At 65.2% G+C, this 17336-nt stretch carries 17 protein-coding genes; 9 read left to right on the top strand and 8 right to left on the bottom strand.

Annotation, left to right across the window (positions count from 1 at the left end; translation table 11 throughout):
• Positions 1 to 193: 193 nt before the first annotated feature.
• The 6 genes from NH448_RS10520 to NH448_RS10495 all read left to right on the top strand — a co-directional run bounded on the left by NH448_RS10520 (position 194) and on the right by NH448_RS10495 (position 6169).
• A complete protein-coding gene (locus NH448_RS10520; RefSeq protein WP_108132161.1) occupies positions 194 to 499 on the top strand; it encodes a hypothetical protein in 306 nt (101 codons plus the stop codon).
• 170 nt (positions 500 to 669) lie between these two features.
• On the top strand, positions 670 to 2115 hold the full coding sequence (locus tag NH448_RS10515) for a sodium-dependent transporter (RefSeq protein ID WP_045992390.1): 1446 nt from the start codon (positions 670 to 672) through the stop codon (positions 2113 to 2115).
• A 121-nt stretch (positions 2116 to 2236) separates the two neighbouring features.
• Positions 2237 to 3007: an ABC transporter ATP-binding protein gene (locus tag NH448_RS10510; RefSeq protein WP_045992391.1), complete on the top strand. Its 771-nt coding sequence runs from the start codon at positions 2237 to 2239 to the stop codon at positions 3005 to 3007.
• A 108-nt stretch (positions 3008 to 3115) separates the two neighbouring features.
• The gene (locus tag NH448_RS10505) at positions 3116 to 3820 is read left to right on the top strand and encodes an ABC transporter ATP-binding protein (protein WP_124805245.1); all 705 of its coding nucleotides are present in this window, start codon (positions 3116 to 3118) and stop codon (positions 3818 to 3820) included.
• Positions 3821 to 3848: 28 nt separating this feature from the next.
• Positions 3849 to 4853 (top strand): branched-chain amino acid ABC transporter permease, encoded by a 1005-nt coding sequence (locus NH448_RS10500; protein WP_045992393.1) that lies wholly within the window; start codon positions 3849 to 3851, stop codon positions 4851 to 4853.
• Complete coding sequence (locus NH448_RS10495) at positions 4853 to 6169, top strand: branched-chain amino acid ABC transporter permease (protein ID WP_045992394.1); 1317 nt, start codon at positions 4853 to 4855, stop codon at positions 6167 to 6169. Before NH448_RS10500 ends, NH448_RS10495 begins: the two co-directional genes overlap by 1 nt.
• 312 nt (positions 6170 to 6481) lie before the next feature.
• On the opposite strand, the gene NH448_RS10490 is transcribed toward NH448_RS10495, so the two are convergent.
• Positions 6482 to 7687: an ABC transporter substrate-binding protein gene (locus NH448_RS10490; protein ID WP_045992395.1), complete on the bottom strand. Its 1206-nt coding sequence runs from the start codon at positions 7685 to 7687 to the stop codon at positions 6482 to 6484.
• Between the two features lie 251 nt (positions 7688 to 7938).
• On the opposite strand from NH448_RS10490, the gene NH448_RS10485 reads away from it, so the two are divergent.
• Together NH448_RS10485 and NH448_RS10480 are read left to right on the top strand one after the other, a co-directional pair.
• A complete protein-coding gene (locus NH448_RS10485; RefSeq protein ID WP_222568742.1) occupies positions 7939 to 8712 on the top strand; it encodes a dienelactone hydrolase family protein in 774 nt (257 codons plus the stop codon).
• A 238-nt stretch (positions 8713 to 8950) separates the two neighbouring features.
• Positions 8951 to 10204, top strand: a complete 1254-nt coding sequence (locus tag NH448_RS10480; RefSeq protein WP_045992397.1) for a dicarboxylate/amino acid:cation symporter — start codon at positions 8951 to 8953, stop codon at positions 10202 to 10204.
• 87 nt (positions 10205 to 10291) lie between these two features.
• On the opposite strand, the gene NH448_RS10475 is transcribed toward NH448_RS10480, so the two are convergent.
• The gene (locus NH448_RS10475; protein WP_045992398.1) at positions 10292 to 10525 is read right to left on the bottom strand and encodes a hypothetical protein; all 234 of its coding nucleotides are present in this window, start codon (positions 10523 to 10525) and stop codon (positions 10292 to 10294) included.
• Between the two features lie 274 nt (positions 10526 to 10799).
• Here NH448_RS10475 and NH448_RS10470 point away from each other — a divergent pair, with 274 nt between their 5' ends.
• Positions 10800 to 11966, top strand: coding sequence for a C45 family peptidase (locus NH448_RS10470; RefSeq protein WP_045992399.1), 1167 nt, complete (start codon positions 10800 to 10802; stop codon positions 11964 to 11966).
• On the opposite strand, the gene NH448_RS10465 is transcribed toward NH448_RS10470, so the two are convergent.
• The 6 genes from NH448_RS10465 to NH448_RS10440 all read right to left on the bottom strand — a co-directional run bounded on the left by NH448_RS10465 (position 11937) and on the right by NH448_RS10440 (position 16894).
• On the bottom strand, positions 11937 to 12215 hold the full coding sequence (locus NH448_RS10465) for a hypothetical protein (protein WP_045992400.1): 279 nt from the start codon (positions 12213 to 12215) through the stop codon (positions 11937 to 11939). The genes NH448_RS10470 and NH448_RS10465 overlap by 30 nt on opposite strands.
• 154 nt (positions 12216 to 12369) lie before the next feature.
• Positions 12370 to 13092, bottom strand: a complete 723-nt coding sequence (locus tag NH448_RS10460) for a GntR family transcriptional regulator (RefSeq protein WP_108132156.1) — start codon at positions 13090 to 13092, stop codon at positions 12370 to 12372.
• Between the two features lie 88 nt (positions 13093 to 13180).
• Complete coding sequence (locus tag NH448_RS10455; RefSeq protein WP_045992402.1) at positions 13181 to 13924, bottom strand: aspartate/glutamate racemase family protein; 744 nt, start codon at positions 13922 to 13924, stop codon at positions 13181 to 13183.
• Positions 13925 to 14049: 125 nt separating this feature from the next.
• Positions 14050 to 15330 carry a TRAP transporter large permease gene (locus NH448_RS10450; protein WP_108132155.1) on the bottom strand — a complete coding sequence of 427 codons (1281 nt, stop codon included), beginning with the start codon at positions 15328 to 15330 and terminating at the stop codon, positions 14050 to 14052.
• On the bottom strand, positions 15327 to 15902 hold the full coding sequence (locus NH448_RS10445) for a TRAP transporter small permease (RefSeq protein ID WP_124805238.1): 576 nt from the start codon (positions 15900 to 15902) through the stop codon (positions 15327 to 15329). Before NH448_RS10445 ends, NH448_RS10450 begins: the two co-directional genes overlap by 4 nt.
• Positions 15899 to 16894, bottom strand: a complete 996-nt coding sequence (locus NH448_RS10440) for a TRAP transporter substrate-binding protein (protein ID WP_253028762.1) — start codon at positions 16892 to 16894, stop codon at positions 15899 to 15901. Before NH448_RS10440 ends, NH448_RS10445 begins: the two co-directional genes overlap by 4 nt.
• Positions 16895 to 17336 lie beyond the last annotated feature (442 nt).

Below are 17336 nucleotides of genomic sequence, written 5' to 3'. Positions count from 1 at the left end.
GGCCGTCGGGCATCGCCGTCTGCTTGGCGAGGCCCAGGCGCGGCCATGGCGCGACTTCAGTGGAACTTTCCGGGCCGAGCGCTGCCACAATTGATGCAGACTGATAACCGTTAGGGGTGAAGACGGCGACCGCCCTAGTTGCGGTCTATGCTAATGGGGCACCGTCATCCTTCGCGAACAAGGAGATACGCGAATGCACAAGCACGTCGAATGGGATGATCCCGGCGCTGACAGCGTTCAGCGCTACTTCGCCGACAAGCCCGACGAATACCCCACCGCCCACGTCGGCAGTATCATCGCCGGCCGCTACCATGGCTATTCGGTCAGGGTCAGGGTGGAAGCCAGGGTCGACGACGACACCGCCAGCATCGGCGACGTGGTCGCCCTGATCTCCGTGCGCACAGGCGAGCGCACCAAGAATATCGGCGACCTGTCGATCGGCGATACCGTGCGTCTTGGCGACGATCACCGCGCCCTGGCTCCCCATACCAGCAGCTGACGACGAGTTCCAGAACCCGCCAGTGACGGAAACCCGTCCCGCCAACGCCTGCTAAACGCATCGCCCCTAGTCAGGCGCCATGGTTGTATCGCAAAGTTGACATGTCAGACCGGGCCTCGGCCCGGTCAGCCATTACCGCGTCGCGACGCCGACATGTCGACGGAAGCCCCATGAGCAGCGATAACATCTGGACCCACAAAGGCACCTTCCTGCTGGCCGCCGTCGGCTCGGCGGTGGGCCTGGGTAACCTCTGGCGCTTTCCCTACCTGGCCGGCGAGCACGGTGGTGGCGCCTTTCTGCTGGTCTACGTGCTGTGCGTCTTTGCCGTCGGCATCCCGATTTTGATCGCCGAGATCATGCTTGGGCGCAACAGCCGGCGCTGCCCGATCATGGGCATGCGCTTTCTCACCCGTTGTCATCGCACCTCCCGCGCCTGGGAGACCATCGGCTGGCTCGGTGGCCTGTCCGCGCTGCTGATCCTGAGCTTCTACTCGGTGATCAGCGGCTGGGCGCTGCACTATCTTGGCGAGATGCTGACCGGGTCACTGCGCGACGCCGACGCCGCCATGCTGGCCGACAACTTTGCCAACCTGATCGCCTCGCCGCTGAAGCTGACGCTCTACCACACGCTGTTTCTCGCCATCTGCGCCTACATCGTCGCCCGGGGTGTTCATCGTGGACTGGAGAGTGCCCTGCGCATCCTGATGCCGACCCTGCTGGTCATTCTGCTGGTGGTGCTGTTCTACGCCGCGACCAGCGGCGACATGGCGGCGGCCAGTCGCTTCATGCTGTCCTTCTCGCTGTCCGAGTTGAGCCTGGAAGGCTGGCTCGAGGCGATGGGGCAGTCGTTCTTCACGCTGAGTCTGGGGATGGGCGCGATCATGGCCTATGGCGCCTACATGCCCAGCGAGACCTCGCTGACCCTGACCGCCTTCGCCATCGCCCTGATCGACACCCTGGTGGCGGTAATCGCGGGGCTGGCGATCTTCGCCCTGGTGTTCGGTGCGGGACTTGCCGCCGATGAAGGGCCGGGGCTGATGTTCGTGTCACTGCCGCTGGCATTCTCGGTGATGCCTTCAGGCTCGCTGGTCGGCGCCATCTTCTTCGTACTGGTACTGGGGGCCGCGATCAGCTCGGCAATCTCGCTGATCGAGCCGGTCGCGGCCTATCTGGTCGAGCGCTTCGACCTCAGTCGCGTACTGGCGGTGGCCCTGGTGTCGGTGCTGGCCTGGGGGCTGGGGCTCGCCACGGTGGCGAGTTTCAACGTCTGGGCCGAGGCCAGCCCCGTGCATGACGTGTTCGGTCGCAGCGCCTTCGCCGTGCTGGAACTGGTGACCCACATCACGCTGCCCCTGTGCGGCCTGCTGGTGGCGCTGTTCGCCGGCTGGTCGCTGACCCAGTCCGAATCGATGAAGGAAATGCACACCCGCTCCAGCTGGCTCAGGCTGTGGCGGTTTCTGGTGCGCTTCATCGCGCCGACCGGGGTCGCCTTCGTCTTTCTGCGTGCCCTGCCCTATGTCCAGGGCTACTGGCTGCCGACCATCGGCGCCTGCGTACTGGTAGGCGCCTTCGCCGCCTACCGGCTGATGGCCGAGCAGCACGCCGCCAGCGGCTGAGGGACGTCGGGAAGCCCGACAATCAAGACCGCAACGACACCAACAACACCAACGCAACAACGCAACAACGCAACAACGCAACAACGCAACAACGACAATAGACAACACGGCGGGACCCAAGATGTCAGCCATCATCGATGTACGACACGTCAACAAGGCCTTCGGCGGCCTTCACGTCATCAACGACTGTTCGATTCAGGTCGAGGAAGGCTCCGTCACCGGTCTGATCGGCCCCAACGGTGCGGGCAAGTCGACCCTGTTCAACATCATCGCAGGCGCCCTGCCGCTGGATTCCGGGCAGATCCTGCTGGACGGCGAGGACATCACCAATCGTCCGGCCAACGAGCTGTTTCACAAGGGCCTGTTGCGCACCTTCCAGATCGCCCACGAGTTCTCCCAGCTCACCGCCCTGGAAAACCTGATGATGGTGCCCCCGGACCAGCCCGGGGAGTCCCTGGCCAAGGCCTGGTTCGCGCCGAAGGCGGTGCGAGCACAGGAGGCCGAGGTCAAGCGCCGGGCCCAGGAGGTGATCGAGTTCATCGGCCTCAATCATGTGCGCAACGAGCTGGCAGGCAACCTCTCCGGTGGCCAGAAGAAGCTTCTGGAGCTCGGCCGCACCATGATGACCGACGCTCGGGTGGTGCTGCTCGACGAGATCGCCGCCGGGGTCAACCGCACCCTGCTGGGAGACCTGATCGGCAATATCGAACGGATGAACCGCGAGTTCGGCTACACCTTCCTGGTCATCGAGCACGACATGGACATGATCGCCAGGCTGTGCGATCCGGTGATCGTGCTGGCCCAGGGCTCGGTGATGGTCGAGGGCTCCATCGAGGAGATCCAGAACAACCCCGAGGTCATCGAAGCCTATTTCGGCGCCGGCGCGGCCTGACAGCGGCCCGGCAACAGACACCGCGCCACCCGGGGGCCCCTCCCGTTGCAGGCGCGGCGATAACAACAACCAGGGCGCGACAGGCGCTCTTATGCAGAGAACAGGACTATGCCTCTACTCGATGCACGCGAGGTGCACGGCGGCTATGGCGGCATGAACATCCTCAACGGGGTGGACATGGCCATCGAGGCCGACCAGATCGGCGTCATCGTCGGCCCCAACGGCGCCGGCAAGTCGACCATGCTCAAGGCCATCTTCGGCCAGTTGAACGTGACCCAGGGCGATATCCTGCTGCGCGGTGAACCGATCCAGAACCTGCCCACCAACCGCCTGGTAGAACTGGGCATGGGCTTCGTGCCCCAGGAGCACAACGTCTTTCCCAGCCTGACGGTCAAGGAAAACCTCGAGATGGGGGCCTTCCTCAAGCCGGGAAACATGAAACGCATGCTGTCCAAGGTCTACGAATTCTTCCCGCCCCTTCACGAAAAGCGTCATCAGCCTGCCGGCGAGCTGTCCGGTGGCCAGCGCCAGATGGTGGCCATGGGCCGGGCGCTGATGGCCGAACCCGAACTACTGCTGCTCGACGAGCCGACTGCAGGGCTGTCGCCCAAGTACATGTACGAGATCTTCGACCGGGTCAAGGAGGTCAACGCCGCCGGCGTCGGCATCCTGATGGTGGAGCAGAACGCCAAGCAGGCCCTGGCCATCGCCGACAAGGGCTTCGTGCTGGCCGCCGGCCAGAACCGCTTCACCGACACGGGGCAGGCGCTGCTTGCCGATCCTGACGTGGCCAAGAGCTTCCTCGGCGGCTGACGCCGAGTCCTAGCGCGGAGATATCGCCTTGAACGAATTCGTGTTCTTCATCAACAACGTGCTGATCGCCGGCAGCGTCACCGGGTCGATCTACGCCATCGGCGCGGTGGGCGTGACGCTGGTCTTCAGCATCATGCGCTTTGCCCACTTCGCCCACGCCGACATGATGACCTTCGGCGCCTTCATGGTGCTGCTGCTGGCGACGCTGTTCCCCCATGCCGGCGACGTCATCGGTGTGCCCACCGCCATCGTCATGCTGCCGCTGGCCATGGTGCTGACGGCGGCGCTGGCGGTGGGCATCGACAAGGCCTTCTACAAGCCGCTGCGCGCCCACGGCGTCAAGCCGATCGTGATGGTCATCGGCTCCCTCGGCGTGACCCTGATGCTGCAGGGCCTGATCCGGCTGTTCTCGGGCACCGGCGGCCAGAGCCTGTACGTCGATGACCGCAAGGAGATCTTCCGCCTGGCGCTGCCCTTCGAGGGCGCCCGGGTGCCGGTGGTGATCACCGAGCCGCAGATCTATCTGTTCGTGCTGACCCTGGTGGCGGTGATCGGGCTGCAGCTGTTTCTGTCGCGTACCCGGCTCGGCAAGGCCATGCGCGCCATGTCCGACAACCCGGACCTGGCCCGGGCATCGGGCATCAACACCAACACCATCGTCGCCGTGACCTGGGTGATCGTCGGTGGCCTGGCCGCCATCGCTGGCACCCTGCTGTCGATGGACGTGACGTTCAAGCCGGACTTGAGCTTCCACCTGCTGCTGCCGATCTTCGCCGCCGCCATCGTCGGCGGTGTTGGCCACCCCTTCGGCGCCATCGCCGGCGGCTTCGTGGTGGGCTTCGCCGAGACCCTGGCGGTGTTCAACTGGCGGGTGCTGCTGCGGCCCTTCAGCGACAGCCTGCCCGAGTGGCTCGAGCTGCCCAGTAACCTGGCCTTCGTCGGCACCGAGTACAAGATCGTGGTGCCCTTCTTCATCCTCGTCGCCATCCTGGTGTGGCGCCCCACCGGCATCTTCAAGGGCAAGGTGATCTGATGACGACCAACAACTTTCATCGCCGCGACGACGCCAACACCGCGCCCCAGAGCCGCTTTCCGGTGCGCGAACTCAGCCTCTTGGTGGTCCTCGCCGTCGCCGTCGGCGCGGTCTACATGGCCATGGGTTCGGCCTATTCGACACGCATGCTGGTGGAAGCCAGCTGCTACGCCATCCTGGCCCTGGGCCTGACCATCCAGTGGGGCTACGCCGGCCAGTTCAACGCAGGCGTCATGGGCTTCGTCGCCCTCGGCGGCTTCTGCGCCATGACCTTCAGCGTGCCGGTCAATCCGGCCTTCTGGGATAGCCCGCTGCCCGGTGAGCTGGCCAAGGTACTGGGGTATCTGGCCGTCGGTATCGCGCTGGTATTCGCGCTGTCGCGCATGACTCGCCTGGGCGTGCCGTCCTGGCTGCGCACCCTGATCACCGTGGTGATCGGCCTCGTCGTCTACATGGTGGTGATCAGTGAACTGCGCGAGGTCACCGACGCCATCGAAAGCCAGATGGGCTTCATCGGCGGGTTCGGCCTGCCGGTGTGGGTCGGCTGGGTGGTCGGCGGAGCGCTGGCCGGCGGTATCGGCTACTTTATCGGCCACGTCTGCCTGGGGCTTCGCAGCGACTATCTGGCCATCGCCACCCTGGGCATCGCCGAGATCATCAAGGCCTTTCTCAAGAACTCCGACTGGCTGACCCGTGGCACCGCCACCGTGTCGCCGCTGCCGTGGCCGGTACCCGATCCCGGCGAGGTAGGCTTTACCCTGGCGCGGGCGCTCTATCTGTCGGTGACGGCGGTGATGATCCTGGGCATCTTCTTTTTGCTCAACCGAGCCTACAACGCCCCCTGGGGCCGCATGATCCGGGCGATTCGCGACAACGAGGTGTCGTCTGCCGCCATGGGCAAGGACATCAATCGCCGCCGGCTCGAGATCTTCGTGCTGGGCTGCGTGCTGATGGGCCTCGGCGGCGCGGCACTCGGCAGCTTCAACAGCATCTTCGACCCCAACGGCTACCTGCCGCTCAACCACACCTTCCTGGTGCTGGTGATGGTCATCCTGGGTGGGCCGGGCAACAACCTCGGTACCCTGTTCGGCGCGGTGGCGGTGTACATCATCTGGATCATGTCAGAGCCGCTGGCGCTCTACGTGATGGAGTTGATCGCCCACTTCGGCCAGGCCAGCTTCGGCTGGGAGCTACCCAGCAACCTGGAAAGCCGAGCCCTGCAGGCCAGGGTATTCGTCATCGGGCTGTTGATCACGGTGGTGCTGCGCGTCGCCCCCAAGGGGCTGCTGCCGGAGAAGGTCAAGCACCATGACTGAGGCGTGTCCGTCGACACCGCTACTGCGGACAGTGCCTGACGCCGGTCGTCGTCACTGATGGTCTCATCCTGGCGGCCCAGGGTCGCCAGGGCCCGCCTCTCACGCCTCTTGCCCCATCACTGGCCATATCGCACGACATCGCCAGCTCGACGCCAATGACAGGCCCCTACCAACGATAAAGCCCCCAGCCAGATGGCCGGGGGCTTTCCTTGAGCGCCTCTGTTGCGAGCATTGGCGCGGTCATTGGGCGGAGGCGACCGCCCGGATGCGTTGTCGTCCGTCGACGACTCGCCTTACTTTACGTCATGGCGGCTATTCAACAAAGCCCTTGCCGGTAAAAGTGCCGTTTTCCACGGCCATTTCCTGTACCACACCAGGCACATCGCCGTTGTCGTCGAAGTCCTGGGTACCGGAAGCGCCTTCATAGTTGATCTCGGTCCCCGCCGCGATCAGCTCCACCGCCTTCTCCCACTCACCGGGCAGGATGACCTCACCGGGGGGAGAGGACACGCTGCGCAGCGCCTCAGACACACCCTCGCGCTCGGCACTGCCGTTCTGCTGGATGGCCAGCCCCAGCAGGAAGGCCGCATCGTAGGCCTGGGCGGCGAATACGGCGGTGGGGTCGATGTCGGCGTTGTTGGCAAGTTCAGTGAAGATCTCGGTGCCGGGAAGGTCCGGGCTGCCCGGACGGGTGGCGATCATGCCGTCGAGCACGTCGGCGCCGATGGCCTCGACCAGGCTGTCGCCGACCATGCCGTCGGCCCCCACGTACTGGGTGAACATGCCGCTCTCGTAGGCCTGGCGCACCACCGTCTGGCCGGAGGTGTCGGCGTAGGCGAGTACCACCAGGGTCTGGGCGCCGGTGGCCGACAGGGTGCCGAGTTCGCTGCGGTAGTCGGCGCGGTTGTCCTCGTGGGCGAGGTTTTCCAGCACGCTGCCGCCGCCGTCCTCGAAGGCCGAGCTGAAGGCGTCGGACAGGCCGCGTCCGTAGTCGTTGTTGACGTAGGTGACGGCGACTTCCTCGATGCCCTTGTCGATCAGCAACTTGGCCAGCATCTCGCCCTGGAAGGCATCGGAGGGCACGGTGCGGAACACCAGGTCATTGTCGTCGAGGTCGGTGACCGCCGGCGCCGTGGAGGCCGGAGACACCATGGTCACGCCACCCGGAATCGCCGCGTTGTTGGCCGCGGCGATGGTGGCACCGGTACACAGCGCGCCAACGATGGCGGTGACCTGCTCGGTGTTGACCATGCGGTCAGCCGCGTTGGACGCCGCCGAAGCGTCGCCGCAGGTGGTGTCGCCGGTCGGCATCACCACGTCCTGGCCATCGAGGATGCCACCCTGGTTGTTGATATGGTCAACCGCCAGCTGGGCGCCGTCGTAGATCGGCGGCGTCAGGCTCTCGATCCCCCCGGTGAAGCCGCCGAGAAATCCGATCTTGACCTCTGCGTGGGCCATGGAGCCGACCGCCAGGGTGGTTGCAGCCACGGCGGTCGCCAGTACGCGCTTTTTCATGATTGTTGGTCTCGCTCTGGTTGTCCTGAGATGAAGCCGAGACGAGCGCGGTCAGCCGCGGCTCGCCCACTCGATCTTCATACCCCCAATCTGGAAGGCCGCCGGGGAAAACTCAAGTCCCCGCCGCCAACGCTAGGCCGGCTGGATGCAACAAGACGGGGTTCAGGACTGGCGTCTGTGGCCAGGCTTCTATACTCAGCACAGGCCCTGCCATCTGGCGGGGCCAACGCCCCTCACTCGCCAAGGAGCACACCATGTCTCGTTGCGCCCTGCTCGCCCCTGCCCTGATCGGTCTCGGCTCTGTTCTCGCCAGCGCCGGCGCCATGGCCGGACAAAACGTTGACTACCAGGTGGACGGTGAAGCCTTCCAGGGCTATTTCGCCCCCGCCGCGTCCTCTTCCAAGGGCAGCGTGCTGATCATCCACGACTGGGATGGCCTCACCGACTATGAAAGAAAGCGTGCCGACATGCTCGCCGAGGCGGGCTACGACGCCTTCGCCGTGGACCTCTACGGCGCCGGCAACCGCCCCGAGGAGATCGACGCGCGCAAGGCCGAGATGGCGGTGCTCTACGATGACCGTGAACGCATGCGCCGGCTGACCCTGGCGGGGCTGACCCAGGCCCGTGAACAGGGCGCCGGCGAAGACACCGTGGTGATGGGCTACTGCTTCGGTGGCGCCGTGGTGCTGGAGATGGCCCGCGCCAACGCCGACGAAGGTGTGCGTGGTTTCGCTACCTTCCACGGCGGCCTCGACACACCGGAAGGCCAGGGCTACTCCGCCGATACGCCACCGATCCTGGTCGCCCACGGTGGTGCCGACGCCTCCATCGGCATGGACCAGGTGGCGGCGCTGTCCGAGGAACTGGAGGCGGCTGGCGCCCCCTACGAGATCCAGGTCTACTCCGGTGCTCCCCACGCCTTCACGGTATTCGGCAGCGATCGCTACCAGGCTCGGGCCGACCAGGCCTCCTGGGCGGCCTTCCACCAGCTGCTGCGGCGCGCCCTGGAACAGCAGGATCAGGGCTGAACCGCTAGCGTCGTCAACAGCCCGGCCACCTGGAAGCCGCGCCCAGGTGGCCTCTGAGCACCAGAAGGTGTGCAACGGATGAAAACACCGAGGCAGATTATTCGGTAGAATCCGCCTCCATCGTGCCGATCGCCCATTCGATAGCAGTCAACGAGAACATTTTGCTGGCTATCGATGGGTATCGCGTCTTCCCACCTTGCACGGCAGGCCATCCACCCTGTCCTTCTGGAGCCTCCCCATGTCCACCCCCGATCGTTCCCCCGGCCTGTGGCGCCGTATCCCGCTATGGCAGAAGATCCTGGTCGGCCTCGCCCTGGGTGTCCTCGTCGGCACCCTGATGGGCGAAAGCGCCAGCGTGTTCAAGCCCATCGGTGACATCTTCATCAGCGCCATCAAGATGCTGATCGTGCCGCTGGTGTTCTCTACCCTGGTGGTCGGTATCACCGCCATGCGTGACCCCCAGAAGATGGGCCGCATCGGCGCGCGGACCATCGCGCTGTATCTGGTCACCACCGCCTTCGCCATCGCCATCGGCCTGGCCGCCTCCTGGCTGTTTCAGCCTGGCGTTGGCCTCGACATGACCTTCGAGGCCAACCCAGACGCGGCCAAGGAAGCCCCCAGCCTGGTGCAGATCGTGGTCGGCCTGGTGCCCCAGAACCCGGTGGACGCCCTGGCCAGCGGCAATATCCTGCAGATCATCGTGTTCGCCATTGGCCTCGGTGTTTCGCTGACCCTGATCGGCGAGAAGGGCGAGCCGGTGGTCAAGGTGTTCGAAAGCTTCGCCGAGGCCATGGTCAAGCTGACCAGCCTGGTGATGGCGCTGGCGCCCTTCGGCGTGTTCGGTCTGATCGCCCACGTCGCCGGCAGCTACGGCGCCGAGGTGCTGCTGCCCCTGGTCAAGGTGATCGGCGTGGCCTACCTGGCCAGCGTCGTCCACGTGCTGGTGGTCTACTCCGGTCTGCTGTCGCTGCTCGGTCGTCTCAATCCGGTGCGCTACCTGCAGGGCATCCTCGATGCCCTGGTGGTGGCCTATTCGTCGGCGTCCTCGTCCGGCACCCTGCCGGTCTCGCTGCGCTGCGCGACGAAGAACCTCGGCGTGTCCGAGGGTGTCGCCGGCTTCGTGCTGCCGGTGGGCGCCACCATCAACATGGACGGCACCGCCATCTATCAGGGGGTGGTGGCGGTATTCATCGCTCAGTTGATCGGCGTCGACCTGAGCCTGGCCGACTACGGCATGATCATCGTCACCGGTACCCTGGCGTCCATCGGCACCGCCGGTGTCCCGGGCGCAGGCCTGGTGATGCTGTCCATCGTCATGGCCCAGATCGGCCTGCCGCTGGAAGCCCTGGCGGTGGTCGCCGGCGTCGATCGCATCCTCGACATGGCTCGTACCAGCGTCAACGTGGCCGGAGACCTGATGGTCACCACCCTGGTCGGCAAGAGCGAAGGCGAACTCGACGAGAACGTCTACAACGCCGCCAACAAGACCTGACCAGCCCCCCGAGCCCCTGCCAGACGACGATGCCCCGGCCAGTTGGCCGGGGCATCGTCGTTCAGGGTTCCGCCAGCATCATCGCTTTCAGCTGTGGCCCTGTTGCTCCTGGCTTGCCGTCTCGCGGGCGTCGAAGTCGGCATCCTGCGTGGCACCAGCGTGTTCAGCCGCGCAGTAAGTGGTGTGATGATTGGCGCAGGGCCCTTCTGCAGGGGCCAGCGGCTCAGCCAGCTTGGCAATCTTGCCGTCGACAACACCTGCCTGAGCGGACAACGGCAGGGCCAAGAGGGCCAATACGAGCAGCGCGTTTCTGGTCTTCATGTTGTGTCTCCTGAGATGGCCGGTAAGGCTCTCTGGCAGCATACAACTTCGCAGACTAATAAAGTGAAACGCTCTGTGGGAGTCTCGCCAGGAATTGTCGAGAAGGGTAGCGAATCGTGTAAAAACTGAACGATATCAATATATTAAAATTCATCCAAGACACCTCGATGGCCATCTCTACGACGCCATGCCAAGCGCAGAACTGCTACGCTGAGGGAATATCCACCCATGTCAGCGACCCGGCGCCAGCCGCTTCGATCGCAGGGAGCACTTCATGACCCCCTCCACGTCCTCTCCCACCCCCTCCTGCTCGTCGTTGACACCCACCAGGCTCTCCGGCAGCCGCCTCGACATCGGTCGTGCCCACGGCAGTCAGCACCGTGAGGCGATCCTTGCCAGCATCGACGTCTACGACCGACTGTTTCATGACCTGGCGGGCCTGCACTGGCACGAGGCGCGACGCGACGCCGAACGCTTCCTGCCGATGATCGAGCGGCGCTACCCGGCCATCCTCGAGGAGCTAGACGGCATCGCCCAGGGCATCGGCGGTGATCTGGCCGACGTGCTTACCCTCAACTGTCGCAGCGAGGTGTCGCTGACCCGCGCCGGCGGTGGCTGCTCGGCCTTTTCGCTCTATCACGCCGGCCGCCAGTGGCTCGCCCAGAACTGGGACTGGCGCGCCGACCAACTCGACCATCTGGTGATCCTCGAGATCCAGGCTCCCGGTGCGCCGCCGTTGATCAGCGTGGGCGAGGCCGGCATGGTCGGCAAGATAGGACTCAACGCCAATGGCGTCGGAGTCGGACTCAATGCCATCCGCTCGGCGACCTGTGGCGAGGGTCTGCCGATCCATATCGCCCTGCGCGCCATGCTCGAGTGCGAGACCCTCGACGCCGCCCGGCAGATCGCCCACGACGGTGTCTGTGCACCCGCCCACTTCCTGCTGGCCGACGGCAGCGGCCAGGCGGAAGGGCTCGAGGTTCACCCCGGGCAACCGGGAACCATCGCATCGGCTCGCGGGGTCGTCACCCATACCAATCACCTGGTCAGTGACACCGCCACCCACTGGGTCGAGGACTTCCCCAAGCCGGACTCCTGGTCCCGCCTGAGTCGTCTCGACGCGCTGGTCGAGCAACTGCTCGACGACCTGGGTATGGATGGCTCGGGTGCGGATGAGAGGGGGACAGAACGGGGTACAGCGAGCACAGCCCCCAACGAGAGCGCCACCCTCGACGCCGAGCGGTTGTTCGATCTGCTCGGCGATCATACCCCCGGCGAGGACAGCCTGTGTCGCCACTTCGACCCGAGCGTCGCTGAAGCCGAGCGGATGGAAACGCTGTTCAGCGTGGTCATGGACCTGACCGACAAGGTGCTGTGGCTACGCCACGGCAAGCCCTGCCAGACCACCCATTCAATGCGCCTTGTGCCCACCGCCGTGTGACCCTGACGCCTCGCTTCCGTCCCTGCCGAGTTCGCCTTTCAGGTACTGTTCGGTGGTCAGCAGAAACAGCCGCCGAAACAGCTCGTGGATCGCCTCCTCTCGGCGCAGCGAGGCAAGCTCGGGATCCTTCTCTTCGCTGCCCACCTCCTTCGGGTACTCCCAGGCCATGCGCATGGAGCCCGAGCTGACGTCGAAGATCTCGAGGGTCGGGTTGGCTCCGTGAAGCGCGGTCTTGATGCGATAGGACATGACGGCCTCCTGCAGACGCTGATAGCCCAAAACAATGAGAATCATTAACGTTTGCAATATGGTCGTGTTTGGATGGCCTGTCAAGGCTCGTCCTGATCATCTCTGTTCAGCGACCAGAAGAAGCAGGCAACCGTCGCCGTGTCTATCGCAGGACTCAGCGTGTCAGCAATGCGCTGATGGCGACACCGGTGTGCATGACGTGTTCGTGCATGTGGCGGCGGGCAAGGTCGGCGTCCCTGGCGATCAAGGCATCGAGGATGGCGCGATGCTCATCGGTGGACTCCTGCCAGCGGCCGAGGCGATTCAGCGCCAGATAGCGCGCCCGCTCCAACCGACCCAGCAGGCGCTGGTGGGTTTCCACCAGCACCGGATTGCGCGCCGCCTCGACCAGCAGCGCGTGGATACGGGTATTGGTGGCGAAGTAGCCGTCGCGATCGCCCTTGGCGTGCTGCTTTTCCAGGCGGGTCTGCAGTGAGGCCAGCCGCTTGAGCTCGGTCTCTGTCATGCGCCCGGCCGCCAGTTCCACCGCCATGGCCTCGAGCCCGGCCTCGACCTCGAACAGATGACGCAGCTCGTCACCATCAAGCAGGGTGACCAGGGCGTTGCGATTGCGCCGCAGGGTCACCAGGCCTTCGCCCGCCAGTTGGTTCAAGGCATCGCGCAGGGGTGTGCGCGAGATGCCCAGACGCCGACACAGAGCCGGCTCCAGCAGACGCTCCCCAGGGGCCAGCTCACCGTGGACGATCAGCCCCTTGAGCAGGTCGTAGGCTTCATCGGCCAGGGACGGCGCCTGGATACGGCGGCGGTGAGGCGCTCGCTGACGCGCGCCTCTATCGGAGGGTGAAGCGACGGTGGCGTCGTCGGTTGTCGACGTCATGGGCAGGATCCAGCGACCGGTGAGGGAAAGGAACAAGGATAGGGCCAGCGTCCAAGTATAGCGACGGGGCTGGCCCGGAGACGAGAGGTCAGCGCCGGCCGATCAGCGTTGCCAGCTCCCTGCTCAAGCCCTTGTGCGGCTTGTCGGGGGGCGCGGCGTAGCTGCCGACGGTGGCCTTGGCGCGACCGAGATCGACCAGCGCCTGGGCCTGGGTGATGGCGCAGGTCACGCCGTCCAGCGCCGGCACCGGCAGCTCGGCGGCGACCTGGCGGGCCAACCCCGCCAGCGGGGCCCCGGCCAGGATCAGCACGTCGGCGCCGTCCTCTCTGACCGCCTGTTCGGCCAGCTCGATCAGGCGCCCGCCCTGGTCCTGCTGCACGCTGCCGATGGCGGCCAGGGGTTCGTCCAGGGCGCGGATACTGGCCAGCCGCGAGCCCAGGCCGTAGCTGTCCACGGTTTCGCGGTACCAGGCCTGGATGCGCTGGGAGATGGCGATGATCGAGAAACGCCCGCCGTACTGACAGGCGCTCATCAGCGCCGCTTCGGTCAGCCCCACCACCGGGATCGGCAGGGCCTCGCGCAACGCGGGCAGACCGGGATCGCCGAAGGCGGCCACCACCACAGCGTCGTGGCCGGGGTAGCGCTCGGCGGCGAGACCCAGGGTCGCATAGCCGCCGATCAGCGCCTCGGCGCGGGTCTCGATGTAGGCCACACCGAAGGGCGCGGTGGCGATGCTCAGCTCGCTGCCCGGGCGCAGGCTTGCCCGTGCTTCACGCTCGATCAGCGCACTGACGTCGTCTGAAATATTGGGATTGATGACCAGAAGCTTCATGGCAGTCTCTTTGTGGTGGGCCGGTTCGAGGCGCCGGATGCGACACCTCGGCCTTTTCGTAGCTTGTCGTTCGGTCGATGCCGTACTTCAGTCGTCAGTACCTCAGACGTCAGTACCTCGATCATTCAGTACCCCAGTGCCCGCGGCAGCCAGGTGACCAGCGAGGGGAAGGCGATACACGCCACCAGCACCACGTACTGGAAGACGATGAAGGGCCAGGCGCTCTTCATCAGCTCGTTCAGGCTGATATTGGAGATGCCGCACATCACGAACAGCAGCACCCCCACCGGCGGCGTCATCATGCCCACCACCAGGTTCATCACGAACAGAAAGCCGAACAGCAGCGGATCGATGCCGTAGGACAGCGCGATCGGCGCCAGCAGAGGCACCAGCATGATGTAGGCGGCGTTGGACTCGACGAACATGCCGACCAGGATCAACAGCCCCATCACCAGCAGCAGGAACATCAGCGGGTCGCTGGTCAGCCCCTGCAGGGCGCTGGTCAGACGCATCGGCACCAGATCGATGGTGAAGGCAAAGGTCATGGTCGAGGCGAAGGCGATCAGCGCCCCCACCATGGCGGCGGTGACCGCGGCGTTGAACATCGCCCGCGGCAGGTGCGACAGGCGTAGCTGGCGGGTGACGAAGAAGCCGATCACCAGCGCGTAGAGCACGGCGATGCCGGCCCCCTCCGTCGGGGTGAAGGCACCAGCGACGATGCCGCCGACCACGACGATCGGCATCAGCAGAATGGGCAGCGCCCGCCAGGTCTGCACCAGCACGTGGCGCAGCCCGATGACTCCGCCGGCCAGCGGATAGCCACGGCGCATCGACAGGAAGCTGGCCAGGCCCATGAAGCCCAGCGCCAGCACCAGTCCCGGCACGATACCCGCCATGAACAGCCCGCCTACCGAGACGCTGGAGCCGGCCATCAAGGCGTAGACGATCATCGCGTTGCTGGGCGGGATGATCGCCCCCAGGTTGGCCGCCGAGGCAACCACCGCGCTGCTGTAGCCGGTGTCGTACTGCTGACGCATGGACGGCACCAGCGAACTGCCCAGGGCGCTGGCACTGGCCACCGCCGCCCCGCTGACCGCCGCCAGCACCATCCCGGCGACGATCGCCACGTGGGCGAGCCCGCCGTGGACGCGGCCGATCAGCGAGTTGGCGAAGTCGACCAGGCGCTGAAGGATCCCTGCCGCCACCATCAACTCGCCGGCCAGCATGAACAGCGGAATCGCCATCAGTGGAAAGCTGTCCACCGAGTGCATCATGCGCTGGGGCAGCACCGCCAGGTCCATGCCGCCAACGACCAGCCCCACCAGCGAGGCAAGGCCCAGGGCAAAGGCCAGCGGCATACGCAGAAGCGCCAGTACCGCAAAGCTCAGAATAATCGCCAGGGTCATGGGCGCACCTCCTCACCGCGGTCATGGCCTGAGTCGGGTCCAACCGGGGCGGAAGGCAGCGGCTCAAGCTCCAGGCACTGGGCGATCAGATGCAGCGCACAGTGGATCGCCGAGATCAGCACCGCGATATAGAACACCGCCGCGGTGATCGGCATGGTTGGCATAAGCTGCGGCCACTTGTCGATCACCGCACCGGTTCCCACCACCCCCAGGATCACCATCAGTACCACCCCCAACGCCGCCATCAGCTGGGCCAGCCGGCGCTGGGCGCCGGCGGGCAAGTGGCTGACAAGGGCATCGATACCGACGTGGATGCCACTCTTGATACCGTGGGGAATGGCCAGAAAGATCGCCCACACAAAGCACAACCGGGACAGCTCATCGGCGGAGTCGATACTGGTGCCGAGCAGGTAGCGTGCCACCACCTGGGCGCACACCAGCACCGTCATCAGGCCCATGGCCAGCAGGATGGCGTAGTAGGAGCCACGGTCCAGCCACGCCAGCAGATGCAGGAAATGGCGCCGAACCGGATGGCCCGCGTGGGCCTCCAGGCGTTGCCAGGCCCGTGTCATGCCCCCAGCTCCTCGAGCACCTTGTCGACCAGCTCAGCGCCGAGCTTTTCGCGCAGATCATCCACTACGCTCTGGCTGGCCTCGCGCAGGGCCGCGCGGGTCTCGTCGCTGATCGGGGTGAACTGCATGCCGCGCTCGATCAGGGTATCGCGGGCCTGGGTATCCTCGGCCGCCGCGGTCTCACGCTGCCAGGCCACCGCCTCGTCCATGGCCGCCATCAGGGTGGCACGCTGGTCGTCGCTCAGGTCTTCGAACTTGTCGCGATTGGCGACCACCACGATGTAGTCGTAGAAGTGGCCGGTATCGGACAGGTACGGCTGCACCTCGTCCAGACGCTTGGTCTCGATGATGCTGTAGGGGTTCTCCTGACCATCGAGTACCCCCTGCTGCAGCGCGCCGTAGACCTCCTTGATGTCCATCGACACCGGATTGGCACCGATGGCGCGGAAGGTGTCCAGGTGGGTCTGGTTGGGCTGCAGGCGGATCTTCAGGCCCTGAAAGTCCTCGATCGACTCAAGCGGCCGCTCGGCGTTGGTGACGTGGCGGAAGCCAAGCTCCATGTAGCCCAGCGCCACGAACCCGGCCTCGGCGAGCTTCTCGTCGAGCAGCTCGCCGACCTCGCCGTCGATCAGCGCAAAGGCGTCCTCGCGGCTGTCGAAGGCGAACGGCAGGCTCAGCGCCTCGAGTTCCGGCACGGTACGCGACAGGTAGGAGATGCCGATCCAGCTGCCCATGATGGCGCCGGAACTGACCTGATCGAGATTCTCGCCGGCGCCGCCAAGCTGCATGTTGGGGAACAGCTGGGCTGTCAGATCGCCATCGCTCTGCTCCGCCAGGGTCTCGGCGAAGCGCGCCATGGCGCGACTGCTGGAGTGATCATCGGTGAAGTTGCCGCCAAAGCGCAGGTCTTCGGCCTGGGCCAGCAGCGGTGTGCAAAGACCCAGGGCCAGCGCGCCGGCACCCAGCAGGGAAAGACGGGAGGGAGTCGTCATGTCGCAATCCTTGTTGTTGGTATTGGGTAAGGAATCGGTGATGGAACGCTCAAGCGAGCCCACCTGCTTTGACCTTAGTCGAACACACTCAAGAATTCCAAATCTTGAATACTATTTTTTTTAAACACTCTATTTTTCAGATAGTTGCTATTTTCAAATCCAGCAAGAAGCGACTCATGACATGAGGGGGGCCATGCGACAGGAGATCTTCCGGGCGCCGAGCCGTGGGTGTCGAACCATGGGTGGCAAGCCGTGCACGGCGGGGAGTGTCCGGTAGCAAGGAGCAGTGGGCCCAAGCCCCTTGGTGCAGGGCTTGAGGGGAGGCTCGAAGGGAAAAGAGCCCTGGGAAAAGGGGCTCGAGGGCAAAGGTTTGGGAGAAAGCGTTCGGGAGAAAAGGTTCGGCAGAAAGGGTTCCGGGGACGGCGCGGCCAGCACCTGCGGC

The sequence above is a fragment of the Halomonas sp. OfavH-34-E genome, from assembly GCF_024124525.1.
Classification (GTDB): Bacteria; Pseudomonadota; Gammaproteobacteria; order Pseudomonadales; family Halomonadaceae; genus Halomonas; species Halomonas litopenaei.
The sequence above is the reverse complement of the archived record's forward strand: the minus strand, read 5'-3'. Positions and strand labels throughout refer to the sequence as shown.